Source organism: Niallia nealsonii (genome assembly GCF_002835805.1).
Lineage (GTDB): Bacteria > Bacillota > Bacilli > Bacillales > Cytobacillaceae > Niallia > Niallia nealsonii.
Map to the genome: position 1 here is coordinate 48,727 of NZ_PISE01000044.1, position 26,140 is coordinate 74,866.

Annotated in this window: 20 protein-coding genes; 7 read left to right on the forward strand and 13 right to left on the reverse strand. The window is 34.2% G+C overall.

Going from position 1 to position 26,140, the window contains the following annotated elements:
* The 4 genes from nifB to modA form a co-directional block, all read right to left on the reverse strand.
* Positions 1-1,377, reverse strand: coding sequence for a nitrogenase cofactor biosynthesis protein NifB (nifB, locus tag CWS01_RS17935; protein ID WP_205161163.1), 1,377 nt, complete (start codon positions 1,375-1,377; stop codon positions 1-3).
* A gap of 774 nt (positions 1,378-2,151) precedes the next feature.
* Positions 2,152-2,790 carry an ATP-binding cassette domain-containing protein gene (locus tag CWS01_RS17940; protein WP_101178552.1) on the reverse strand — a complete coding sequence of 213 codons (639 nt, stop codon included), beginning with the start codon at positions 2,788-2,790 and terminating at the stop codon, positions 2,152-2,154.
* Positions 2,791-2,815: 25 nt separating this feature from the next.
* The gene (gene modB / locus CWS01_RS17945; protein ID WP_101178554.1) at positions 2,816-3,493 is read right to left on the reverse strand and encodes a molybdate ABC transporter permease subunit; all 678 of its coding nucleotides are present in this window, start codon (positions 3,491-3,493) and stop codon (positions 2,816-2,818) included.
* Positions 3,494-3,556: 63 nt separating this feature from the next.
* Positions 3,557-4,348 carry a molybdate ABC transporter substrate-binding protein gene (gene modA / locus CWS01_RS17950; protein ID WP_101178556.1) on the reverse strand — a complete coding sequence of 264 codons (792 nt, stop codon included), beginning with the start codon at positions 4,346-4,348 and terminating at the stop codon, positions 3,557-3,559.
* A 197-nt stretch (positions 4,349-4,545) separates the two neighbouring features.
* Here modA and CWS01_RS17955 point away from each other — a divergent pair, with 197 nt between their 5' ends.
* The 6 genes from CWS01_RS17955 to CWS01_RS17980 all read left to right on the forward strand — a co-directional run bounded on the left by CWS01_RS17955 (position 4,546) and on the right by CWS01_RS17980 (position 13,520).
* Entirely contained in the window at positions 4,546-5,508 is a 963-nt protein-coding gene (locus tag CWS01_RS17955; RefSeq protein ID WP_101178557.1) for a helix-turn-helix transcriptional regulator, read from the forward strand.
* A gap of 262 nt (positions 5,509-5,770) precedes the next feature.
* Positions 5,771-6,787: a 2-oxoacid:acceptor oxidoreductase family protein gene (locus CWS01_RS17960; protein WP_101178559.1), complete on the forward strand. Its 1,017-nt coding sequence runs from the start codon at positions 5,771-5,773 to the stop codon at positions 6,785-6,787.
* Positions 6,787-9,081 carry a thiamine pyrophosphate-dependent enzyme gene (locus CWS01_RS17965; protein WP_101178560.1) on the forward strand — a complete coding sequence of 765 codons (2,295 nt, stop codon included), beginning with the start codon at positions 6,787-6,789 and terminating at the stop codon, positions 9,079-9,081. Before CWS01_RS17960 ends, CWS01_RS17965 begins: the two co-directional genes overlap by 1 nt.
* Before the next feature lie 238 nt (positions 9,082-9,319).
* Positions 9,320-11,212 (forward strand): squalene--hopene cyclase, encoded by a 1,893-nt coding sequence (gene shc, locus CWS01_RS17970; protein ID WP_328588931.1) that lies wholly within the window; start codon positions 9,320-9,322, stop codon positions 11,210-11,212.
* Between the two features lie 192 nt (positions 11,213-11,404).
* A complete protein-coding gene (locus CWS01_RS17975) occupies positions 11,405-12,775 on the forward strand; it encodes an alkaline phosphatase (protein WP_101178562.1) in 1,371 nt (456 codons plus the stop codon).
* Between the two features lie 85 nt (positions 12,776-12,860).
* Positions 12,861-13,520: a hypothetical protein gene (locus CWS01_RS17980; protein ID WP_101178564.1), complete on the forward strand. Its 660-nt coding sequence runs from the start codon at positions 12,861-12,863 to the stop codon at positions 13,518-13,520.
* 97 nt (positions 13,521-13,617) lie between these two features.
* On the opposite strand, the gene CWS01_RS17985 is transcribed toward CWS01_RS17980, so the two are convergent.
* On the reverse strand, positions 13,618-14,811 hold the full coding sequence (locus CWS01_RS17985) for an MFS transporter (protein ID WP_101178565.1): 1,194 nt from the start codon (positions 14,809-14,811) through the stop codon (positions 13,618-13,620).
* A 321-nt stretch (positions 14,812-15,132) separates the two neighbouring features.
* On the opposite strand from CWS01_RS17985, the gene CWS01_RS17990 reads away from it, so the two are divergent.
* Complete coding sequence (locus CWS01_RS17990) at positions 15,133-16,314, forward strand: DHH family phosphoesterase (RefSeq protein ID WP_101178567.1); 1,182 nt, start codon at positions 15,133-15,135, stop codon at positions 16,312-16,314.
* A 133-nt stretch (positions 16,315-16,447) separates the two neighbouring features.
* Here CWS01_RS17990 and CWS01_RS17995 read toward each other — a convergent pair whose 3' ends face one another.
* The 8 genes from CWS01_RS17995 to cysC all read right to left on the reverse strand — a co-directional run bounded on the left by CWS01_RS17995 (position 16,448) and on the right by cysC (position 26,137).
* Complete coding sequence (locus CWS01_RS17995) at positions 16,448-17,386, reverse strand: sugar ABC transporter substrate-binding protein (RefSeq protein ID WP_101178569.1); 939 nt, start codon at positions 17,384-17,386, stop codon at positions 16,448-16,450.
* Between the two features lie 31 nt (positions 17,387-17,417).
* On the reverse strand, positions 17,418-19,472 hold the full coding sequence (locus CWS01_RS18000; RefSeq protein WP_235852108.1) for a PAS domain S-box protein: 2,055 nt from the start codon (positions 19,470-19,472) through the stop codon (positions 17,418-17,420).
* On the reverse strand, positions 19,426-20,289 hold the full coding sequence (locus tag CWS01_RS18005) for a CheR family methyltransferase (protein WP_235852109.1): 864 nt from the start codon (positions 20,287-20,289) through the stop codon (positions 19,426-19,428). The genes CWS01_RS18000 and CWS01_RS18005 overlap by 47 nt, the downstream gene beginning before the upstream one ends.
* Positions 20,290-23,043, reverse strand: coding sequence for a hybrid sensor histidine kinase/response regulator (locus tag CWS01_RS18010; protein WP_101178571.1), 2,754 nt, complete (start codon positions 23,041-23,043; stop codon positions 20,290-20,292).
* 228 nt (positions 23,044-23,271) lie between these two features.
* A complete protein-coding gene (locus CWS01_RS18015) occupies positions 23,272-23,847 on the reverse strand; it encodes an NAD(P)-dependent oxidoreductase (protein WP_168714423.1) in 576 nt (191 codons plus the stop codon).
* 19 nt (positions 23,848-23,866) lie between these two features.
* Entirely contained in the window at positions 23,867-24,625 is a 759-nt protein-coding gene (locus tag CWS01_RS18020) for a sirohydrochlorin chelatase (RefSeq protein WP_101178573.1), read from the reverse strand.
* A complete protein-coding gene (gene cobA, locus CWS01_RS18025) occupies positions 24,625-25,395 on the reverse strand; it encodes a uroporphyrinogen-III C-methyltransferase (RefSeq protein WP_101178609.1) in 771 nt (256 codons plus the stop codon). Before cobA ends, CWS01_RS18020 begins: the two co-directional genes overlap by 1 nt.
* A gap of 133 nt (positions 25,396-25,528) precedes the next feature.
* On the reverse strand, positions 25,529-26,137 hold the full coding sequence (gene cysC / locus CWS01_RS18030; RefSeq protein WP_101178575.1) for an adenylyl-sulfate kinase: 609 nt from the start codon (positions 26,135-26,137) through the stop codon (positions 25,529-25,531).
* Positions 26,138-26,140 lie beyond the last annotated feature (3 nt).

Sequence of the window (26,140 nt, forward strand, 5' to 3'; positions counted from 1 at the left end):
TTACATAAATATTGGTTCCGACGAGTTCATATACTGGTAGAATTTGCTGCTTTCATAAAGAAGTTCTTCTATATTTCCAGACTTAATAAATGGTACAATTCCTCTCTCTAATAAATACTTTTGCGGCGCCTCGCCGATTCCTGAACACAATAACATTTGACAGTCCTTTAAGATTGTCGCTGTTTCTGCTAAAATTGGCTTTTTGTTTGTTCCGCAATTAATTTTACCTACACAATAAGATTGAACTTTTCTTACGCCTACAAACTTAATCACTTCTTTATGAACATCAAAAATCAAAAATTCTTTTGCATGTCCAAAATGTAAGTTTACCCTTGCATTTCCCCGTGTTGTTATTGCGATTCGGATTCCAGGAATTGAAAAAGATGCTTCTGCTCTTATTTTGGCAACTTTTCCCTGTTTTTTCTTTTTACTTTCCTGAATCTTCAATTCCAATTTTTCTTGATAGTTTTTTCTTTCTTCTAAGTCATAGTGAATAGAAATATTCATAAGCTTTTCTTTTGTGAATTCCGAACTTCTATCTTCTCCTAATAAACCAACTGCATCTGCTCGACATTGTCTGCAATGCTTCATCATTTTTAAACTGCCAGAACACTTTTCTTGAACTTGCTGCACTTCCTTAGCTGTTGGATTTCTTATGCCATTCTTTTCAAAAACTGTATCAGGAGTTACAATAAGCGGCATAATATTATGAACAAAAGCTCCTCTATCCTTTATCGCTTTTGAAACCTCCTCCATGTGATGATCATTAATTCCTGGAATAAGAACAGAATTTACTTTACATAAAATCCCTCGCTCAGTTAGAGCTTCTAATCCTTTTAATTGATTATTAATAAGAATTTCCGCTGCTTCTATGCCCTTATATCGTTTACCTTCGTAGAATATCCAGGAATAAATGTGCTGGCCGACTAAAGGATTTACTGCATTAATCGTAATCGTTACATGGTCAATATTTAATTCATGTATCTGATCCACAAATTCTAATAGGCGCAGGCCGTTTGTACTCAAGCATAATTTAAGATCAGAGGCTTTTTTTGCAACCCCTCGAAATGTTTCAAAGGTTCTTTCCGGATTGGCTAAAGGATCTCCAGGCCCTGCAATTCCAACAACAGATGTTTGTTTTATTTCCCCTGCAACAACCAATACTTTTTTTACTGCTTCTTCTGGTTTTAAAACTTCACTTACTACACCCGGTCTACTTTCATTTGCACAGTCAAACTTACGACTACAATAATTACATTGAATATTGCAAGCAGGTGCTACAGGCACATGCATACGCGCAAAATAGTGATGAGCATCCTCACTATAGCAAGGGTGACGAGCAATTCGATCTTCTAAGTCCTGATTAATCGTCTTCACACTCTCTCCCTCCCCAAAATAGAGTTATTCTTATACACGAATACATAGTTGCTAATTTTATCCTTGGCACCACTCCTTTTTTCTTTTTTCTTCCTTCAACTTAAAAGTTTCCAACACATCAACATTGTTAATTCCATTAATTGGAATTTAATTTTGTTGATACTCCGATAATATTTATTGTCGAATGCCGAATCAACGGAATTGTCAGAAAATTTAACGTGCTATTTTTTGCAACCGCTTTTAAATGCGTGTTTTATTCAAAAAGTTGTAACAAAAAGATATTTTCACAAAAAACTAACCATTTTTTGTCTATTTATATTTAAAAAAATAAGATTTTTTTCTTTAGGGGGAAGGAAAAAGAAGTTTTTTTATATTATGACTGTTTTCGTAAACTTTGTTGCTTTTAAAGGAGTAGGTTGTCTTCCGTTCTAGGATGCTCGCTTTCCATGGGGCGGGCGGTGAGCCCACAGGAATCTCGCACCTTTCACTCCAATCAACCTGTTTTAACAATGGATTTACTTATTGAAACTATCCGAAAAACAACAATCTTTTAAAAAACAGCCTATATTATTTATTTCTTAATTAGAGCAAAACCTTTAGATTATCAAGTATTTTAAATCAATCCATGACTTTTACAGAGGAAGATTGCTTTGCTAAAGGCAAATCAACAGTGTAATGAACTTAGAAAAAAAATACTCTCATCAGCAATTTTTTCAATAGGCTGATAAGAGCAAGTCTCTAACAAAAATAATACGATTCATTTGTTCAACAAAATTATCCTGCATGTAATTTTTCTCTATTAACAATCTTGCCTTTTTTTAAGTGGATAATATGATTGCCCAATTTTTTAGCCTCTTCATAATCATGTGTAACCATGATTATTGGTATGTCCCACATTTCATGAAGCCTCAACAATTCTGCATAGCACTCTTTTTTTGTTTCTTGATCGAGGCTTGAAAATGGTTCATCAAGCAGAAGGATATCCGGTTCTGTTGCTAACGCTCTGGCTAATGCTACCCTCTGCTTTTCTCCTCCAGATATTTGTTTAGGATATTTTTTTAAGAGATGCTCAATGCCTACACTCTGCACTAATCGATTCATCAACTCCTGACTCTTCATTCCATATTGAATATTCTTCTCTACAGTCATATGAGGAAACAGCGCAAAATCTTGAAATAAGTATCCTACTTTTCTTTGTTGAATTTTTACTGATTTTCTATTTGTTTGATAAAAGGTCTTTTGATTTAATTGGATAAGTCCTTCATCAGGATTATCAAGCCCTGCAATACAATTTAGTATGGTGGTTTTCCCGGAACCCGATGGCCCAAAAAGAATGACTATATTATTATTTTCTTTTAATTCTACATCGATTGTAAAATGTGGAAGATTTTTTTTTATCTTGATGGCAAGCATTTTTTGTCCCCTTTCTTCACACTCTTTACTTTTCACTTTTATATCTTAATAAATTGCGTTTACTCCACCAATTAATCCAAATAATTGCTCCAAAACCAAGAATAATTAAAATGATTACCCAATATGTAGCAACCTGCGAATTTCCAGATTGAACTGCAAAATAAATGGTCAACGGTATTGTATCTGTTTTCCCTGGAATAAAACCAGCGATCATTAAAGTTGCTCCAAATTCTCCTAATGATCTAGCAAAAGTTAATACTAGACCCGCCAATAAACCAGGCCAAGCAAGAGGAAATGATACCGTCCAAAAAACCTTCCATTTGGAAGCCCCCATTATTTGGGCTGCACTTTCTAAATTTTTATCATAATTTTGAAAAGCTGCAGAAGCACTTTGATACATTAAAGGAAACGATACAACAATGGAGGCAATAACTGCACCTATCCAGGTGAATACAATTTGTAGATCAAACCAATCTAGCAAGAATTTTCCTATTGCCCCGTTTTTCCCAAAAAGAAATAATAAAGAAAACCCGACAACTGTTGGCGGTAATACTAAAGGCAATAGGATAATTCCTTCTACGATACTTTTCCCAAAAAATTCACTTCTCGCTATAAATAATGCTAAAATAATTCCTAAAATAAAAACAATGCATGTAGCTATACTAGCAATTTTCAGCGATAAAATAAAAGGTGTATAATTCATATCTGTTATTAACTCCTTGTTTTCCGTTCCTTTATTTCAGAAATATTCAGTCTTTAGATTGCTTTATTTAGAAAATCCATAATTACTTAATATTTTTTGTGCTTCATCCGTATTCAAAAATTCAACAAACGCCTTTGCCTCATCAAGGTTTTTAGTATCTTTAAGTACAGCACCTGGATAAACGATTGGTTTATGCCATGTTGGGTCTGCTTCTGCTAGTACTTTGACTTTATCGGATAAAAGAGCGTCACTTGAATAAACAAATCCAACATCTGTATTACCTGATTCCACATATTTCAGCGTTTGTGCAACATCACTTCCATAAACAAAGTGCTTTTCTAACTCTTTCCATTTCTCGATTTTTATCAATGCTTCTTTTGCATATGATCCTGCAGGTACACTCTCTGGATCTCCCATGGCAATTTGTCCAATTTTATCAGTTAATTTTTCAAAAGAATCAATTTTAATGTCACTATCCTTGCTTGCAATTAATACAATCTTATTTCCAGAAAAATCTTTTCTCGTCTCTTCTACAATCATTTTCTTTTCAGATAATGTATCCATCCACTTTTGATCAGCTGATAAAAAAATGTCTGCAGGTGCACCTTGCTCAATCTGTTGGGCTAAAGTGCCAGAACTGCCGAAATTATTTGTAAATTTAACGTCCGAATGTTCTTTCTGAAATCCTTTTTGCAAATCACTCATTGCATCTGTTAAACTAGCTGCAGCAGAAACTTTCAACTCTATTTCTTCTTTTTCATTCGTTTGTTTTGAGGCATTTTCCTGATTTCCGCATCCAATCAAAGCAATAGCAAACAATGCAGTCAAGAATAATACAAAAACTTTTTTCTTCATAAAAATTCCCCCAACCAACTTTTTATTTATAACTAAATATAACTTAACATAACTATTTTTATCAATTAATTATTTATTTTTATTTATAAACAACTAGTTATGCTTATTTATAATTAGTTAACGTGATTATAAATGTGATTGATGCGTTAGTAAATGGTAAAATAAAAAAAATAGATTTTTTTTTGGAGGATTATGGAATGACGACAAATGAATCCTTTACTACAGAAGAGATTGCCGAGATTTTAAAAGTTTCAAAATTAACCGTCTATGACCTTATAAAAAAGGGAGAACTTAAAGCATTTAGGGTAGGGCGCCAAATGCGCATTGATGCTGCTGATTTAGAAGCATTTAAAAAAGGATCCAGGGAAATATCACAAAATACAGTGGAACGGACGCCTACTCAAATCAGCGTTACAAATCCACAGCAAGATCATGTTTTTGAACCATTTACTAAGCATCGACCTATTATTATCAGCGGACAAGATACTTGTTTAGATATCCTGGCAAAACATATCGAGCAAACAAGCAAATCATATCGCCCCCTTCGCTCCTATATAGGCAGTCTAAATGGATTGCTAGCTATGTATAAAGGCGATGCAGATATTGTCAGCACCCATTTATATGATGGGGAAACAAACAGCTACAATATTCCTTATGTAAAAAAACTTTTAGTAAGTCACTCTTATATTGTTATCCGCTTTATAACAAGACAAGCTGGTTTATATGTAGAGGCAGGAAATCCTAAAAATATTAAAAATTGGTCCGATCTAGATCGCAGTGATATAAAAATAATCAATAGAGAAGTAGGGTCCGGTGCCCGAGTTTTATTGGATGAACAGCTGAAAATTAATAAAATAAACAAAAATAGTGTTAATGGATACCAACATGAATGTACAAGCCACTACAGTGTTGCTGCTATCATAACTCAAGGAAAAGCAGATGTTGGAGTAGGCATAGAACGAGCTTCTCATTATTCCAAAGGCATCGATTTTATTCCCCTAATCAAAGAGGACTATGATTTGGTTATTCTAAAAACAGAACAAAATTATGAACTTATTAAGCTGCTATCCATTCTACTGAACTCTCAACAGCTAAAAGAGGAATTACAAGCTATTGGCTACGATGTGACAAGTACAGGAAAAATTATTTATGAACAATAAAAAATTGTTTTGATAAATCTAAATTGCTCTAAGCAGTTTTATTTATCAAAACATTTTTTTATATAAAGATTTATTTTTAGAGATTTCCCTATATCATCCTCCCTTCTTCTTAAGAAAGTTACGATATTTGTCACAGCTTTGGGGAGATTTATCCTTTAGAATAATAACTATGCTAGTTTTTTAAATTTTCTGTCTTTTTTTACACAAGGTTAAAAACAAGTACTTAAACTTAAGTTAACAATTCTACGAGGAGGGAATTTTTTTGTCTATTTTACCAACCAAAAATAAGCTTGGATTTTATGAAATTCGATTAGAATCTATAGGTGGACTAGGAGCAAACCTAGCAGGCAAAATGCTGGCAGAATCAGGGGTGCTTGGCCTCGGGCTTAATGGATCCAATTTTTCCTCATATGGTTCTGAAAAAAAGGGCTCACCAGTAAAAAGCTTTATCCGCTTCTGTGATCCTGAAACGAAAATCAGAGCACATAGTCCAATTGATGAACCTCATGTTATTGGCATTTTCCATGAAGCTTTATACAAATCAGTTGATGTGATCAGTGGATTAGAACCCAATGGAATTGTCCTTGTCAACACAGCAAGAAACGTTGACTTAGTTAAACATGATTTGAATCTAAATTATGGAAAATTGGCGATAGTTGATGCGCTTCAAATTGCTGTAAAAGAAAAAACACGTGTTAATACTGCAATGCTGGGAGCATTATTTCGCATATGTAATTTTCTTGATCCTGAGGCAATGCGTAAAGTAATAACAAAAACGTTCGAAAAAAAATATCCACATTTAGTAGAAGCAAATATCCGTACATTTGATAGAGGCTACAACGAAGTAAAATTTAAAAACTATGAAACAACTGAAAATGCCCATACCATAGCATTTTCAAGACCCCGCTCTCGACTTGGCTATAACACACAACAAATAGGCGGCGTTATATTGGCACCAGGCAATAGTCTAATGAAAGACTTAAGCGGATCACGCCAAGGCTTTATCCCTCAATTTGACAAGGAAAGCTGTATAAGCTGCGCCTCCTGTGATACCGTTTGCCCAGATTTTTGTTTTGTATGGGACAAAAAAGTAAATAAACGAGGACGTACCATCATGTCTCTGAAGGGGATTGACTATCAATATTGCAAAGGTTGCCTAAAATGTGTAGAGGCATGCCCAACAAGCGCTCTAAAGGGTGTTCGTGAAGTAGAAAAATTTGCGGAAACAGAGCAAGTGAAACAAAAATTTCCTTATGTTACTACAGGGGGTTGTTTATAATGTCCATTTTAGAAAATGATTTGCTCATCAAAAATGCACCTGTTCAATTAACAACTTTTGAATCAGGGAATGAAATGGCTGCGATGGCTGCAGCCCAAATAAATTATCATATAATGGGCTATTTCCCTATAACTCCCTCCACTGAAGTAGCTCAGTATCTTGATCAAATGAAAACAAGAGGGGAACATGATATTAAATTAATACCTGCTGATGGCGAGCATGGATCTGCTGGCATTTGCTACGGGGCATCAGCAACAGGAGCACGTGTTATAAATGCAACTAGTGCAAATGGTTTTATGTATATGCTTGAACAAATGCCTGTACAAGCTGGAACTCGTTATCCAATGGTGCTAAATCTAGTGACGCGGGCTATAAGCGGGCCATTGGATATTCGAGGGGATCATTCAGATTTGTATTATGCATTAAATACCGGTTGGGTTATTATTACTGCTAGCACTCCTCAGGCAGTTTATGACATGAATATTATGGCATTAAAAATTGCAGAACATGCAAAAGTTCGTTTACCAGTAATTGTTGCTTACGATGGGTTTTTCACTTCTCATCAAAAAAGAAAAGTACATTACTTTGAAGATAGAAAAGTTGTACAAGATTTTGTTGGTCCTTGTCCGACGGAATATCCAGCTATTCGAGATCCCAAAAAACCGGTTACAATTGGTGCCCATATGAATGGGGATGATTTACTGAATAATCATTATCAGCAATCACAGGCAATGTACGCAGCAAAAGATGTCTTCAATGAAATCTCAAAACAATTCGAACAAATTTCTGGGCGCTCTTATCCATTAGTCGATTTATATAAAATGGAGGATGCAGAAGTTGCCCTATTCTTATTAAACTCGGCGGCAGAAACTGCTAAAGATGTAGTAGATCAATTACGCAAACAGGGGGTTAAAGCCGGTATAATAACTCCTAATATAATTCGTCCATTTCCTTCTGAAGAAATTAGGAAGGCACTGCGGGATGTCAAATCTCTTTTAATCGGAGAGAGAGCCGATTCCTATGGCGGGAATGGGCCTACTTTAACTCATGAAGTAAAGTCTGCTATTCAAGAAGATCCTAACAACCACACTATTGTGCTAAGCAGAGTATTTGGATTAGGAGGCAAAGACTTTTACGCTGATGATGCAGAAGCATTTTTTAACATGGCCCTCGAGGCTTTGAACAATGGCTTTGCAGAAAAACCCTTTGATTATTATGGTCAGTATACAGGAAAAGAAGAAAACGAAATCAAACCTATCATTGAACCACAATATGGAGATGTATATAATTCTGGTTTAATAGAGATTTCTCCAAACGAAGAGACTAACTCACTAAAAGTAAAAGTGCCTTCATTGCGTTCCCTGACCAGTAAACCAAATCGCTTTGCTCCAGGTCATGGTGCATGTCCTGGATGCGGCATTTTAAGTGGCCTAGAATTATTTTTCAAAGGGATAGAAGGGGATATTGTTGTTTTATTCCAAACAGGTTGTGCATATGTTGTCACAACAGCCTATCCTCATACTTCCCATAGGCAAACAATGATGCATAATTTGTTCCAAAATGGGCCAGCAACATTATCAGGGACCGTTGAAGCATTTTTAGAACTGCAAAGAAGAGGAGAAATTCAAATTTCAGAAAACACAACCTTTGTTATGGTAACAGGAGATGGAGGAATGGATATTGGAATGGGTTCTGCTATCGGCACTGCTTTAAGAAACCATAATCTAATCATGTTAGAATATGATAATGAGGGTTATATGAATACAGGTTCACAAATGTCCTACTCTACTCCAATCGGTCATATGACTAGTACAAGTAACGTGGGCCTTGCACAAAAGGGAAAAGCATTTCACCATAAAGATACAGCCCAAATTATGGCTGCTACCAATATTCCATATGTATTTACAGGATCTGAGGCCTTTCCACAAGATTTAATCAAAAAAGCAGCTAAAGCACAATGGTATGCCCAAAATGTCGGGACTGTCTATGGAAAATTACTAATAACTTGTCCAGTAAATTGGAAAACAGAGGATCGTTTTGGAACAAAAGTAGTAGAAGCTGCTGTAAATTCCTGCTTCTTCCCTTTATATGAAGTAGAAAACGGAACAACTGCCATAACCTATAATCCAGAAGAAAAAGATAAAAAAATCCCTTTGACAGAATGGTTGAAATTTATGGGAAAAACAAAACATCTATTAAAAGAAGAAAATAAAGAAATGCTAACCGACTTTACTAATGAAGTGGAGAAACGTTGGACAAAGTTAAAAATTAAAAACGAAAATCCTTATTTATAAAAATAATTATGCTCAAGAGGGTAGAAACATTGTTGCATCCTAACATGTTTCTACCCTCTTTATATAAAGAAAGAAGAAAATCGGCATATTTCTCCTTAGTTATTAATTAAACATAAATAACATATACAATTCTATACATGAATATCTTCTGCATTTGCATATCTATATATGGAATAACTATTATTTAGAGGTACTTTTTATCAAATTCACCCTGTAATAGGTCCATGGAGGTATTAGCTTGATTAATTTAGAAACCATTCAAAAGGATATTTTTCAAAGAAAAGAAGAACTAATTCAGCTTCAGCATATAGATGGGGCTTGGAGATTTCTTTTTCAAGGAAGCTTAATGACAGACGCCTTTTTTATTATTACTTGCAGAGCGTTAAATATAACAGATTATGAAGAGACCATTATTAAATTAGTGGACACTTTAAAAAAAGCGCAAACTAATACAGGATATTGGAAGGCATATAAAGACGAAACCAATGGAAATCTTTCTTCAACAGTAATTGCCTATACTGCTCTTTTATATTCTGGTTATTGCAAAAAGGAAGATAGCAAAATGCAACAAGCCAGATCGTATATTATAGCAAACGGTGGATTGGAAAAGTCCCATTTTATGATTCGCTGGATGTTATCAGTCAATGGTATGTATCCATGGTCTAATATGATTTATATTCCTATGACTTTTTTGCTTCTTCCAACTTATCAACCTATTAATTTCTTTCAATTTAGCTCTTATGCTCGTATTCATTTCATTCCTATGCTGATTGCTTCTAATAAAAAATATACATTAACCAATGATAATACACCAAATTTAAAGGATCTTTTTCCAAAGAGTATCAACACTTCTTCACCATTACTTGTCTTAGAAGATGACCGCTCTCCTTTATCTTTTCTTTGGAAAGAAATAAAAAAGGCAGGGGCACTCCCTGCATATATGCATAATCTTGGCTATATATATGCAGAAAAATATATAGTGAATCGTATAGAAGAAGATGGAACACTATACAGTTATGCTAGTGCAACCTTTTTTATGATATATGGCTTATTGGCGCAGGGCTACAATAAGAACTCTATTATTATTAAAAAAGCCATTTCTGGTCTTTTTTCTCTTATTAAAAGCGGTGAACATAATACGCATCTTGAAAATTCTACTTCTACAGTTTGGGATACTGGATTAATCTGCTACAGTTTACAAGAAGCTAAACTGTCTAGTGACTCAAAAACAATAAAAAAGGCGATTGCCTACCTTCTAGATAAACAGCATACAAAAAAGGCAGATTGGTCTATTCATAACCCACATACGCCTCCTGGGGGGTGGGGTTTTTCCGCCATTAATACAAATAATCCTGATAATGATGATACATCTGCAGTATTACGCGCATTAAAACAAACCGCTACTAATAATCAATCAATCTATTATGCTTGGAAAAAGGGCGTTAATTATTTACTATCCATGCAAAATAGAGATGGGGGATGGGGCGCTTTTGAAAAAAACACCAATTGGGAATTACTTCAATACGTTCCTATCGAAAATGCCAGAGATGCCGCTGTTGATCCTTCTACAGCAGATTTAACTGGCCGTATATTAGAATTTCTCGGAAACTTTGCCGAGTTTAATCATTCTCATCCCAAAGTTAAAAGAGGCATCAATTGGCTATACTCTAATCAAAATAATGATGGCTCTTGGTACGGCCGCTGGGGCGTCTGCTATATTTATGGGACCTGGGCAGCAATTACAGGATTAAGAGCAGTTGGTATAAATAAAAATGATAAAAGTATAAAAAAGGCCATTCAGTGGCTAAAAACCATTCAACACGAGGACGGGGGATGGGGAGAGTCTTGCCAAAGCTGTGAAAAACTCCTCTATATTCCCCTATCTTTTAGCACCGATTCTCAAACAGCATGGGCTGTGGATGCCTTGATTGCTGCAGGAGAAGGAAAAAGTAACACAGTGATAAAAGGCATAAACTATTTGCTGAAGAAAAATAAGGAAAAAACAAGTATTCTTTATCCAACAGGAATTGGTTTACCTACGCAATTTTATATTTATTATGAAAGCTATAATAAAATTTTTCCCCTGCTTGCACTCTCTCACTTCTATAAGTATATGTCAGAAAATCTGTAGAATATCTTCTTTAATACAAAAGGGAGTTAGTTATGGCTAATTCCCTTTATAAGCTGCTTTTCTCCCTTTATTTTCCATCTCTACTATTTACAATAAGTTTAAAATCTTTACTCTATTTAAATATTTTCTTTAAATTCCATTAATATCCTTCCTAGATAATATAACAAGTAATACATATTTTGGAGGGATAAAATGTTACTAAAATCATGGAAAAAAAGGTTTTTGCCAATTGCGGTTATTTCGTCTCTATCATTGTCAGTTTTAGCAATGCCGCCTTCCTTTGTTGAAGCAAAAGGACAAGCTAAGCAACCAAAAAATATTATCTTTCTAATTGGTGACGGAATGGGAGTCTCCTATACTTCTGCATATCGTTATCTCAAAGATAATCCTAAAACAAAAATCGCCGAAAAAACTTATTTTGACTCTTATCTAGTAGGACAACAAATGACCTATCCAGAAGATCCTGCTCAAAATGTTACAGATTCCGCCTCTGCTGCTACAGCTATGTCTGCTGGCATCAAAACTTACAATAATGCTATAGCAGTAGATAATGATGAATCAGCTGTTAAAACGGTATTGGAAGCAGCAAAAGAAAAGGGAAAATCTACTGGTCTCGTAGCAACTTCAGAGATTACTCATGCTACACCTGCTGCATTCGGAGCACATGATATTAGCAGAAAAAATATGAATAGTATAGCAGATGATTATTTTGATGAACGTATTTTAGGCAAACACAAAATAGATGTTTTATTAGGCGGCGGAAAAGACTTATTTATCCGCACAGATCGAAATCTAGTAAATGAGTTTAAGAAAGATGGTTTCAGTTATGTGAATAATCGCAATAGCTTATTAAATAACAAAGATACTCAAGTAATCGGTTTATTTGCAGATGCTGGCTTACCAAAAATGATTGATCGCAATAAAAACACTCCTTCATTAGAGGAAATGACAAAGTCAGCAATCGACCGTTTAAAAGAGAATAAAAAAGGATTTTTCTTAATGGTAGAAGGAAGCCAAATTGATTGGGCTGGCCATGATAATGACATTGTTGGGGCTATGAGCGAAATGGAAGACTTTGAAAAGGCATATAAAGCAGCAATAGACTTCGCTAAAAAAGATAAAGATACATTAGTTATTGCTACAGCAGATCACTCTACCGGAGGATTTTCTATTGCAGCTAATGGAGATTATAACTGGCATGCAGAACCAATAAAAGCTGCCAAAAGAACGCCTGACTTTATGGCTGAACAAATTCTTAAAGGGGAAGATGTAGAAAAGACTCTAAAAAAATACATTGCACTTTCTTTAACAAAAAAAGAAATAAAATCTGTCCAAGATGCTGCTAATACCAAAAACTTTACAACTATCGATAATGCTATCGAGGCCATTTTTAATACTCGATCAAATACCGGCTGGACAACTGGCGGACATACTGGTGAAGATGTACCTGTATATGCATATGGACCAAAAAGTGACCTTTTTGCCGGACAAAAGGATAATACTGACCATGCAAAACTTCTTTTTGAATTGATGGGTGCGAAAGTCACCATAAAAGATAAATAACAGAGTAACAATAATAACTGAGTAGGAAGTCTTTTTAACATTTCCTTAAAAAGACTTCCTTTTCTATTTTCAGGAGGTACATATAATGAAAAAAATGATAGCTTTATGCTTTATCTGCTTACTCTTACTATCTGGATGCTCTTCTTATAAAGAAGATAATTACTTATTTCCAGAAGTTTCTTCAACAAAAAGCAAGTCTGCAAAAACAACTATTCCAACTTACTATAAAGATTATCCTGCCAATCCCCAAGTAATTGATGATCGTACTTTAGTACAAGCAGGACAAACGATTCGCAGCAATAAAGGTGAAGCTACATTAACAAAGATAACTAATATAAATAATTTATATAGAACAGAGGCCATTGAATTAAATATACAGGAAGCAAAACTAATCAACTATAAACCAGCTTACAGCCTGACAGATTTTTATCACAGCTATACACATGATGAACAATTCACCTTTATTAAATGTTTTGTTGAAGTTAAAAACACATCTGGCGAAACACGCTATTTTGCACCTGTTGCGTATCTAACAACAGATACAGGCGAACGGATTACATGGGACCAAGATATCTATTTAGAAAACTTAAATAATCCCTTAAAACCGGATGAAACACGAAAAGGATCAATTGGATTCATTTTGAAAAAGCCTAATATAAAATCAGTGAAAATTAATACAAGTGATGTATTTGATGAAAAACATATAAAGCTTGCTACCGAAAAAAACATAGACATTTCCTTTTAAAAACCAGTACTATCAGCCTGCATGAAAATGACTGTTTGTCAGCTATAACTATATAAATCTAGTGATTATTAGTCATTTTCGGGCAGCCTATTTCTTCTTATGAAGCATGAGCTATTTCTGTGTTTTTTTTGTCCCTGTCAATATACAAGATTAAAGGAATAAGCATGAGGCTAAGCAGCACTAATACTAAAAATACTTGTGTATTAGTATTGGCTACATCACGAATTAGTCCTAATACAATAGGAAGAGTTCCCCCTAATATATATCCCCCCAGCTGCATAAGAGCGGTCCATGCACTTGCATCTTCTGCTGTTTCCGTTTCATTTAATGGCAACATTAAAGCAATAGGAAACAGTCCTCCAATTCCTACTCCAATTAAAATTGCAGAAGTCCAAGGTGAAGCTAACGAAAAAGCAAGCAGTAATAAGCCAATGAATGTTAAAAACGCACTAATATATATAAATAAATTTCTGTTTTGCAAATAATCCACCAATATCGGGACAAAAAAAGAGCATGTCATTTGAATAAACGCCAAAACGGTTACAAGTGTTCCTGCCTCCTTACTGGTAAAACCCATACTTTGTGCTGTAGAAGCAATCCATGTAGTGGCTGAATAAAATATTCCTGATTGAATTCCAAAAAAGATAGTAATGGCCCATGCCTTTTTATTTTTAAATGGGAGTTTGACTGCACCATTTAAGGTTCCCTTCTGTTCTTTTCCTCCCTTTATTGCATATGACCACAAAAGAGAAGCCAAAATAGCCAATACTCCCCAAACAGCAAGAGCATGATTCCATGATTGATTGAATAATTGCTGCAGGTCAATTGTTAATCCTGCACTTAATGATGCTCCCAATCCCATTCCAACCGAGTATATACCAATCATTACACCAATCTTAGACGGATATTTTTTTTTAATAACCCCCGACAATAATGGTCCTGCAAGTGCAATTCCTATGCCAATTAGTAAAGAAGTAATAAGCAAAATCCATGTATAATAAGCTATGCCTCTTATAAAGGTCGCTCCCCCTATTAAAAGCAAACAGCCAGCAATCGCCTTTTCTGCCCCCCATTTTTCAGTTGCATATCCTGTAAAAAATGCAAATATACCCATACATAAAACAGGAATGGAAGGTAAAAAACTGACAATAAAATTACTTAAATGCAAATCATGCCGAATTGTTTCTAAAACAGGAGAAATGGAAGTAATGCCAATTCGCAAATTTAATGATACAGCAAACAACGAAATAATATAAATATACATATCTTTCTTCCGAGTCAAGGTTAACATCCCTCCTCTTTATCAATCAATGCTTTCTCTTTTATCATACCTTATCTTTCTATAAAAAAAGGACTTTCCTGCTAATTGTCAAAAAAGAGATGAAATTATTATAAAAAAATGGCATCAACTAATATAACATTTTTTTCCTTATTCATATTCATTGCTATTAGCATATCATTTAAACGAAACCTGCTAAAAAGAAATTCAATAGTTTGATTCATAATTTAGGGCTGCTAATTATTCAGCAAATATGAAATAAGTAAATAAATATTCAATAATCTGTTCTATTTTTTCCATATTAGATTATACTATTGGGCAGAGGTGAAAAAAATGTACAAACTATTATCACATAATGATTTAGATGGAATAGGCTGTGGCATTCTGGCTAAGCTTTCTTTTGAGGATCAAGTAGAAGTCCGCTATAATTCCATTGCTGGCTTGAATCAAGAAGTAGAGAAATTTCTTCAGCATGAAGCAGAACATCCTTTTTTATTTATAACAGATCTTTCTGTTAATGAAGAAAACAGAAAAAAATTAGAAGCATTTTATAAAAAAGGGGGGAAAATCCAATTAATTGATCACCATAAAACGGCACTGCATTTTAATGATCATGAATGGGGATCTGTATCTGTGAAGGATGCAGATGGAAACTTAACTTCGGCAACATCATTATTTTACGAATATCTCATTCAGCATAATCTCCTTACACCGTCCAATTGCATTGAAGAATTTGTAGAACTTGTCAGACAATATGACACATGGGATTGGGAGAAAAATAATAATCAACAGGCTAAAAAGCTAAATGCCTTATTTTTTCTTATCTCCATGAGTGAATTTGAAGAAAAAATGATCGATCGACTCAAAAATAGCAATCACTTTTATTTTGATGAATTTGAGGAAAAACTATTAGAACTTGAAGACACTAAAATAGAGCGCTATATCCGTCGCAAACGGAGAGAACTTGTACAAACAGAAATTAATGGCTTTTTCGCTGGCATCGTTTATGCAGAATCTTATCATTCTGAATTGGGAAATGAGCTTGGCAAGGAATACCCCCATTTAGATTATATTGCCATTTTAAATATCGGCGGAAAAAAAGTGGGATTTCGAACAATCCATGATACAGTCGATGTCTCACAAATAGCCGGAAAATACGGCGGAGGAGGGCATGCAAAAGCATCTGGATGCACTCTAACTGCTGAGGCCTACAACGATTTTGTCCTAAATACTTTTTCACTTGAACCAGTGAGGGAAGATGCAAGAAAAAATACATATAACATAAAAGAATCTCTATTAGGTTCGATGTATGAAAATAAAGCAGAAGAACACTTTTATCTATACCCTTTAAATAATAAAGAATGGGTTATTGAACAAAAGAAAAAGCAATTGCCAGTAACGTTCTCTACTTTCCTAGAAGGAGAAAGCTACTTAAAAAGAAATCATGGTACATGGTTGGCAAAAGATTATAAATTTATTAATTATTTAATGGGCTATGTAAAGAAAAAGAATTAGAATTAATGTTCGCAAAAAAATAACTAGTACTTCAGAATGGATCTAAGTTTATGTATTGCAGCCATTCTGAGGTATTAGTTATTTACTTTATCCTTCTAAAATCAAACAATCCACTTATTTCTCAGCATTCATTTTAATTTTCTAATAGATTTTCAAGAAATGTTCTCTTACTTTGCGCATTATCTATTGTAATAATATCTACATCACTATCAATCTCTTTTTTTACTTGCTCTCCTTTTATTGCTTTCAAAGCATTTTCCCCGCTAATATATCCCATATCATAAGGATTTTGAGCAATTGTAGCTCGGATTGTACCATTTTCAATCTTTTTAACCATTTTTATAATGCCATCCGCACCTACTACAGGAATATTTAAGTTCTTCTCCTCCAATACCTTCATTATTTTCAGAGCTGCTCCGTCGTCAGTAGCAAATATCCCCTTCACCTTTGAATTCGCTTGCAAGATTTCCGGGATTACGGGAGCTATATCTTTATTTAACTCGAACTGTTTAATAACCATATGAATACCAGCATTATTTAAGGCTTTTTTTGCTCCCTGAATTCTATCTTCACTTACATAATCATTTGATATATACCCAATAATCAATATTTTATCATTAGGCTGAGACATAGAAGAAAGCAACTCTCCCGCCTTTTGTCCCAGCAGATCATTATTTGTGCCAATAAAAGAAGTTTTACCAGACCAATCTAAGTTTGTATCAACAAGAAGAACAGGAATATTATGCTTCTCATATTCCTTTAAAATGGGAATTGGTAGTTTAGCATCCTCAGGAGAAAATATCAATGCATCTGGTTTTTCCTTTAGCACTTTTTTCAGAATATCAATTTGATTCATCTTTGTATTATCTGACGCTAAAAACTTTCCTTCTACTCCATAATTATCAAAGGCTCTTTCTATACCAGCAACTATTATTTTCCAGTAGTCTGACTTTGTTCCTTTTAAAACCACAGCAATCTTCGGTTTTTTTTGCTTTTTTTCTATTATTATATAACTACATAATCCACCTAAAAAAACTAAACATATCAATAAGATGAACCATTTCTTTTTCAACTGCTATTCTCCTATCCTAGTTACACTTTAATCACACTGCTCTAAAGCAAATGGAAAATATAGTCCCTTTACTGCTTGTATTAACTTTAATCTTTGCATTATGACGCTCTGCAATACTATAGCAAACAGCCAATCCCAACCCCGTGCCATTATCTTTGGTTGTGAAAAACGGAGTTCCTATTTTATCTAAAACGTCATCTCCTATTCCTTCACCGGTATCGCAAATTTCCAAAATTACATTTTCTTGTTCTACATAAGTTTTAATCGTTAAAACTCCGTCATTGGACATCGATTCCAGACCATTTAAAGCAATATTTAATAAGAGTTGACGAATTTCCTTTTCATCTAGGTATAACATCGGACAATTTGCTAATTGAAGCAATACCCTTTTGCCAGATAAAAGCGCTTCTGCATTTAGGAGGGGATAAATGATTTCAATAATATCATTGAGGGATTGAATTTTTCTGTCGCTCGTTTTATTTTTAGCTAGGGTTAGAAATTCCTTAATAATTTTATTTGCTCTGTCTAACTCATCTATCATTAAATCCAGATGCTCCACTGACAACTGCTGATTATTTAGTTTGCCCATTTGCAAAAAACCGTGAACAGTCGTCATAGGATTGCGAATCTCATGGGCGATTCCGGCTGCCATTTCTCCTACCAAATTTAATCTATCTAACTTATATATTTCCTTTTCCATACGTATTCTTTCCGTAATATCATTTAAGACAATTAGAACACAATTTCTGTTCTCAATCATAATTGTTTCTGTCGACAATAGAGCATACCTTATTGATTTATCCTTCGTTTTGTATGTTACCTTTCTATTGTTCATTGGCTTAATCCATTCATCCCCAACAATCTGTCTAAATTCTTCCTTATCTTCTTGAAAAATTCCCCACTGACAATTCGCATTGTTTAATTCATCCAGATTATAGCCAGTATGGATTGTCCAGTTATTATTTACAGCAATAAAATTTTCCTCCTGCATAGAGAAAATTGACATCAAACAGGGACTTGCTTCAAAAATTTGTTTAAAGCGGCCTTCTGACAATAAAAGGTCATCCGCTACCTTATTTCGCTCCTCCATTTCTTGTAATAATTTTTGATTAGCCAGTAGCAAATCCAGAGTTCGTTCTTCCACTACTTGCTCTAATTTATCTAAATGCGCTTCCTTAATTTTCTCCATTTCTTTCCGCTCTGTAATATCACGAATAGTGCATACAAAAATATGATAATCCTCTAACATAGCATCCCCAATATGAATATCTGCAGGAAAAGTATCGTGACTTTTTCGTTTTGCGGTAATTTCAACTATTTTTCCAATAGAAGATCTATTCATAAAGGAATTTAATGCATTTTTCGTTTTATCTTTTCCAATGTTTTCTGTGGAATCAAGAAGAATAGCTATATGTGTTCCAATTAATTCTGAATCCTTGTAGCCAAACATCTTTTCAACCATTGGATTTACCGATAAAATATAGCCTTCTTCATTAAACGTTACAATAGTATCTTGCAGCGTATCTTGTATCACTTTTGATAAAGCTTCATGTTTGTGCAAATTTACTTTTGCAACATTTAGCTCAAGGTTTATCTTTTCTCTTTCAAGAGAGCTTTCTCTTTCGATTTCCTTTAGGCTTCTGGTGTGATCTTTATAGATATTTACAAATTGTTCTACCTTGCTTCTTAAAGCTTCTGGATTAAAAGGTTTAACAATATAATCTATTGCTCCCACTTCATAACCTTGTGTAATATGATCTACATCTTGGCTTAGAGCCGTAATAAAAATAATAGGAATGTTCCTTGATTTTTTTCTCTCTTTTATTAGCCTCGCTGTTTCAAAGCCATTTATCCCAGGCATTTGAACATCAAGGAGAATTACTGCGAAATCGTATTGTAATATCCTCTTTAATGCTTCTTCTCCTGATTTAGCACTTACTAAGTGAATATTAGGTGCACTTAAAACCGCCTCAAGAGCAAGCAGGTTTTCTTTTAAATCATCGACCATTAAGATATGGATAACTTCTGCTCGGTTAGAATTAGTTGATTTTTCGATATATCTTTTCACTGGCATCATATTCTTCATAATTTCCTGCATAATCTGTATATCTCACCTCTTCTCTTTTACCCAAACCAAGAAAACCTGACGGCACTAGACTATTGTATAGTAATTGATGAACATCATTTTGGAGGCTTTTATTAAAATAAATCATAACATTTCTGCATATAATAATATGAAAATCATTAAATGTTTGATCTGTAGTTAAATTATGCTGTGTAAACAACACATTCTCCTTTAAAAATGGATGAAATTCTGCTACATTATTTCTTACTGCATAATACTCAGAGAATTCATTTGTCCCCCCTGCTTTTATATAGTTTTTTGTATATAACTGCATTTTTTCTAGTGGGAAACTTCCCTGCTTTGCCTTTTCCAAAGCAACATTATTTATGTCTGTTGCATAAATCCTTGTTTTGTTCAATATTCCCTCCTCACTTAGCATGATGGCCATGGAATAAACTTCCTCACCTGAAGCACATCCAACATGCCATATTCGTATAAAGGGATAATTTCTCATTATTGGGATAATCTTTTTTCGAAGCGTCAAAAAAAACTCTGGATCTCGAAACATTTCTGTTACAGAAATAGAAAAATCCGACAATAATTTTTTCATCATTATAGAATTTTGAAATACTTTCTCCTGCAATGCCGAAATACTTGATAAATTTTCTGTTCCTATTCGATACATGATTCTTCTTTTAAGGAAAGGGAAGGCATAGTTTCGAAAATCATATCCATAATATCGGTAAATGCCTTCTAATAACAATTCAATTTCGATTTTTTCCAGAGCATCATTTTCTACTGTTTGTTTATTTAAATATTCCGTAATATCTGTTCCCACCTAACTTCTATAAAGCCATACTTGAATTAAAGAGTATAATTGCTTTATATTTATTGGCTTGCTTATATAATCAGATGCCCCTGCCTCTATACATTGCTCTCGGTTATGTTTCATCGCTTTTGCTGTTAAGGCGATAACAGGAATATTTTGAAATCTCGGCATACTCCTGATTTTCGCCATTGCCTCAAATCCATCCATTTCCGGCATCATAATATCCATTAAGATAAGATCAATATCCTGGTTTGCCATCAAGACTTCCAGACCTTCTCTTCCATTTTCCGCAAATAGCACTTCCATTCCATAATCTTCTAACACAGCAGAAAGTGAAAAAATATTTCTCATATCATCATCTACAATCATTATTTTTTTCCCCTTAACTAATAATGCAGATTCATTTTCTATTTCTTTATTAAAAAGAGAAGTTTTTGTCTCTATAATAAAACTTTCTGTATTTTCTCTACTAGCTGCTATTTCTTTTTGTGGTAAAAACACAGGTATAGATTGTCTTTTTGGTTTATGCGGTAAATAAAGTGTAAAGGAACTCCCTATCCCTTCTTCACTCTCCACACGAATAGCACCTCCAAGCAAATTAGAGACTTCTTTACATATAGACAATCCTAGTCCCGTTCCTCCATATTTGCGGCTAGTAGTCCCATCAGCCTGATGAAATGCACCAAATATAAAGTTCTGTTTCCCTTTAGGAATGCCTATTCCCGTATCTTTCACCGTAAAAGTTATGGCTGAGTCTACAGCTGCCAACACTTCCCCTTTTTCTGGAATAGAATAGCCCGCTTCCTCAATCTGTAATATGACACTGCCCTTATTAGTAAATTTAAAAGCATTGGCCAATAAATTGGAAATGATTTGTTTTAGACGATGCTCATCTGTATATATCGAAGGAGATAGATTCTCATGTAATATCACTTTAAATTCAAGGCCTTTTTTTTCGGCCAAATGGCGGAATTGTTTCTCTGCAAAATCTTTAATAGAATCTAGCCTTACTTCTCCTTCAATTATATCTATTTTCCCAGTCTCTATTTTTGCTAGGTCTAATATTTCGTTGATTAAATGCAGCAAATCATTTCCCGATGAGTTTATCGTCTGCAAATATTCCAATTGTTTGAATGTAAGATTATCATTCGCTTTTTCCAGCAGCATTTGCGCAAGTATTAGCATGCTATTTAAAGGCGTTCTAAGTTCATGGGACATATTTGCAAGAAATTCTGTTTTATACTGGGAACTAAGCACAAGCTGGTGAGCCTTTTCCTCTAATATCACACTAAGCTTTTCTAACTCTTCATTTTTCTGTTCCGATGTTTTATACTGTACTTCCAGTTCTTCATTAATGGCAATAAGTTCTTCCTGCTGTGCTTGCAACTCTTCTGATTGGCTTTGTAGTTCTTCCGTTAACGCTTGGGATTCTTCCAGAAGTTTTTTTACTTGCATTCGATTCTTAATACTATTAATGGCAATACCTAAATGCCCAATTACCATTTTTAATAATTTTTGTTGTATTGGACTGAATAACTTAAATGAGGCAAACTCTATGACTGCTAATACTTCTCCTTCAAACTCGATTGGAAGAATATAAATATTTCTAGGAGTAGCACTGCCTAATCCTGATTCTAATTTAATATAATCATCCGGTATACGAGTAAGATTAATCGGTCTATTTTCTAAAGCACATTGTCCTATCAATTTTTCTCCTAAAAGAAATCTTTGTCTATTCTTCATACTATCGTTCTCGACAAAACCATAGGAAGCAACCTTTTCTAAACGCTGTAGCTCTCCTGTAATTTCTTTAATATAAAATACCCCATATTGAGCTTCTATCGTCGGAGTTACTTGGTTGATAAATAAAGTAGCCAAAGAATTAAAGTCTTCTACACATGTAAAAGCAGACGTGATTTCTGCAAGTTTAGAATCATGCCAACTCTGTTCCTCCGCTTTTATCTTTAGTTCTTTTTCTTGCTGTGAATGCTGTTCTAAAGATATTGCCATTTCATTATATGCTTCTGCAATTCTCCCAATTTCATCTTTCGTCTTGATAGAGACTCTCGGAAACTCCGTTCCTTGATTATATGCCACGCTAGACATTACCGAAGCGACACGATAAAGATTTTTGGTCATTCCTTTTATAATCCAAATTGCTATAGCAACACTTACAAAAATACCGATAAAAACATAGATATATATAATTTTAACTGCTATATTATATGTCTCCTGTGTTCGGAAAAGCTCATCTTTCATTTGTTGTTCTTGCAAAGTAGATAGTATATTGACAATTTGCAAAAGTCGTTCTTTATCTTGATTGCTTGGTAGCGCTTTTACAACGTCTGACTCTTGCCCCATATTCCTTTTATGTTTATAGACAAGTTCCTGCCCATCTTCTTCATATGTTTGAAAAATGGTAGAAAACTTCACAATTAATTCCTGGGTCTGCTTCCTTTTATCCATTTCCTTTAATGTTTCTAAAGATGAGGCAATATTTGTTCTAGACTCTTCCCAATCATTTAAAGTATCTGATAGTACTTTTTCAGAAGGGTTTATGGAAATTTCCATTACTTCTCTGCTCATATTGTTTATTTCATTTTTAATAATTGCAGTAACTTTAATCCTCTCAGATAATTCATTTACGATAACATGCATTTTAACATTTTGTTGTTTCAACATACTCATAAGTACTGCAATAAGAATCATTATTAAAATAAATATAATTCCTAGTCCACCATAAAGCTTTGTACTAAATTTCATTTAACCTCCCTTTCCACATACAAGATTCTAATTAACGCTAAAAATTTAGAATCAAGGAGTTTTTAAGGTAATTTGTATTTAGCTCTCCCTTTTAATACCTTTATTAAAAATGAGATATTTCTTACCAAAATTATATTACAGGAAATACAAATCATTCAATATAATGTTAGTATAACACCAAAGAATATTCTGTATATTTTATATTAAAAAACAAAAAAAACTTTTAACTTAACACGAGTTAAAAGTTTTTAAGACAGCTAAGAAAAATTGTCTATTCTCCATAGAATCTATATATTTTTCATCTATTATTTCTTGTAGCAAATGTTTTTTACGAGCAGACGGTATGTTTAGCTGTTTGATTTTTCCTCTTGCTTCATATAAAAAATCGACATATTTTCCAAAGTTATCATCATAAACAGCAGACCATTGATCTCGTATCTTTTTGGCAAGCATAGGACTTGCTCCACTTGTTGAAACCGTTAATAACAGCTTCCCTTTTTTAAAACTTGCAGGAACATGACAGTTTCCTTTATCTACAGATGAAGCATTAAGCACCAGTTTTGTTTTCTCCAACTTGGTTGTAATTTCAGCATTTATCTGTTCATCATTTGTTGCTGCAATAACATAAAAGGCATTTTTAAAGTCATCCTCTAAAGGATATCTTTTTTTTCGCTTAATCTTTCCCTCTATAGCTAGATTTTCTATTTCTGGACAAACTTCAGGACTTATGATGGTTACCATTGCCCCTTCACTAATAAGAGAGGATGTTTTGCGATAGGCTATTTTTCCGCCGCCTATTATCACGCACTCCTTGCCCTCCATATTAATGTTTAATGGATACATATAAGTCTTCCTTTGCAACTTCTTTTAATCTTTCGTTTAAAATATCTGCTAGAAAGGGATGATATCCTAAATAAGGAGCTAATTCGTATATTTTATCAGAATCGGCAAGCTCTTTTATTGTGTTGGTCATAGATTTCATCAGAATTCCTGTAAAGAGCAGATATGGAATAACTAAAATGTTTTGATAAGAAGAGGAGTTAGCATACTCTATTCCTTCTATAAAACTTGGTTCTGTTGCAGTTAAATAATAGTCTTTAACAGAAATTCCAGGTAATTGAGCTTCCACTAATGCCGAGATATCTCCTAAATCTTGTTTTACTTCCGGATCGCTGCTCCCTCTGCCAACTAATAGCACTAATAAATCCTTTTTATCAAATAAAGAAGACTTTTTTATCTTTTCTATAACAATCTCTATCATCTTTTCATGGACTCCAATTGGACGTCCATAACGAATTTCAATTTCCGGATATTCTTCAGATAATTTTTCCAATACTACTGGTATATCTATTTTAGCATGAGCCGCTGTTAATAAAAGAACAGGAATAACATGAATGACAGTAGCTCCTTTTTTTATACATTGAAAAAAGGCTTGTTCAATCGTAGGCTCTGACAGTTCTAAAAAAGAATACTCCTGAATGGGAAACTCCCCATCTTCCATACACCTTTTTATAAAGGAGATGGCCTGGTCACTTGCTTCTTTTATTCGGCTTCCATGACATATATATAAAACAGCTTCCATTATAAAACCACTTCTTTCGGTAAAGTTTCAAGAAAAGATTCTTCGAACCAGCTGATTTTCTCCCTCATACGCACTACTTCGCCTACAATAATCATACATGGATTTGTTATCTTTTCCTTTTGGGCATCTTCTATCACATCAGAAAGGTTCGTCACAACTGTTTTCTGTATAGTCGTCGTTCCCCAATTAATTAAAGCAATTGGTGTTGAAGTTTTTTTACCGTGCTGCAATAGTTTTTCTTGAATAGAGGGCAGGTTTTTCACTCCCATATAAATGGCAAGTGTATCAATGGACGCAAGTGCTTCCCATTTTATATCATCTTCTCCCTCTTTAGTATGCCCTGTAACAAAAGCAAAGGAAGATCCATAATCTCTATGGGTAACAGGAATTCCTGCATAGCTAGGTGCTGCAATACCTGCTGTGATTCCAGGAACAACTTCAAAAGGAATTTGATTTTTGGCTAATTCTTCTGCTTCTTCTCCGCCTCTCCCAAAAACGAAAGGATCTCCTCCCTTTAACCTTGTAACAATTTTCCCTTTTTTCGCATGCTTAACAAGTAGTTGATTAATTAATTCCTGTTTCATGATATGGTGATTTGGAAGCTTGCCGCAGTAGATAAGCTCTGCCTTTGGCTTTGCATACTCCAACAATTCTTTGTTGACAAGACGATCATATAAAATAACATCTGCAAGCTTAATGCACTTTAAGCCTTTTACTGTAATTAAATCTGGATCACCAGGACCTGCTCCAACCAAATATACTTTTCCCATAACTCCCCCTCCTATCTCTTCCCTTTTTTCTCTTTTTCTTTTGCATCCTATAAACAAAGGAACTGCCTCCTTTTAGTAGAGAAATTAATATTTCTCTACTGCTCAGTAGTAAACAGTTCCCTTATTTTAACAATTATTCAGCAATATAAAAGTTTTTATCTTTTAAGTAGTTTACAATTAATTCTACACATTCCTCAATAGAATTTTCTTCAGTATCCACAACGATCTCGGGATTATTTGGCTCTTCATACGGAGAACTAATGCCTGTGAAATCTTTAATGATCCCTTGACGCGCCTTTTCGTATAATCCCTTTGGATCTCTTGCTTCACATGCTTCAAGAGAGCATTTTATATAAATTTCAATAAATTCATCTTCATTTAGCAATTCTCTCACTTTATCGCGATCTTCTCTAAAGGGAGAAATAAATGCAGTTAATACCACTTGTCCGCTATCAACAAATAATTTGCTGACTTCGCCAATTCGTCTAATATTTTCTTTGCGATCTTCTTCAGAAAACCCTAGATCTTTATTGATGCCAAAACGAATATTATCTCCATCTAAAACATAACTATTAATACGATCATCGAATAAGCGTTTTGCTACAGCATTTGCTACAGTAGATTTACCAGAACCAGACAGACCTGTAAACCAAAGAACGCAGCTATGGTGTTTATTATTTTCTCTTCTTTGCTGTTTCGTCACTGTTTGATCATGCCATGTGATATTTGTACTTTTCCCCACTTC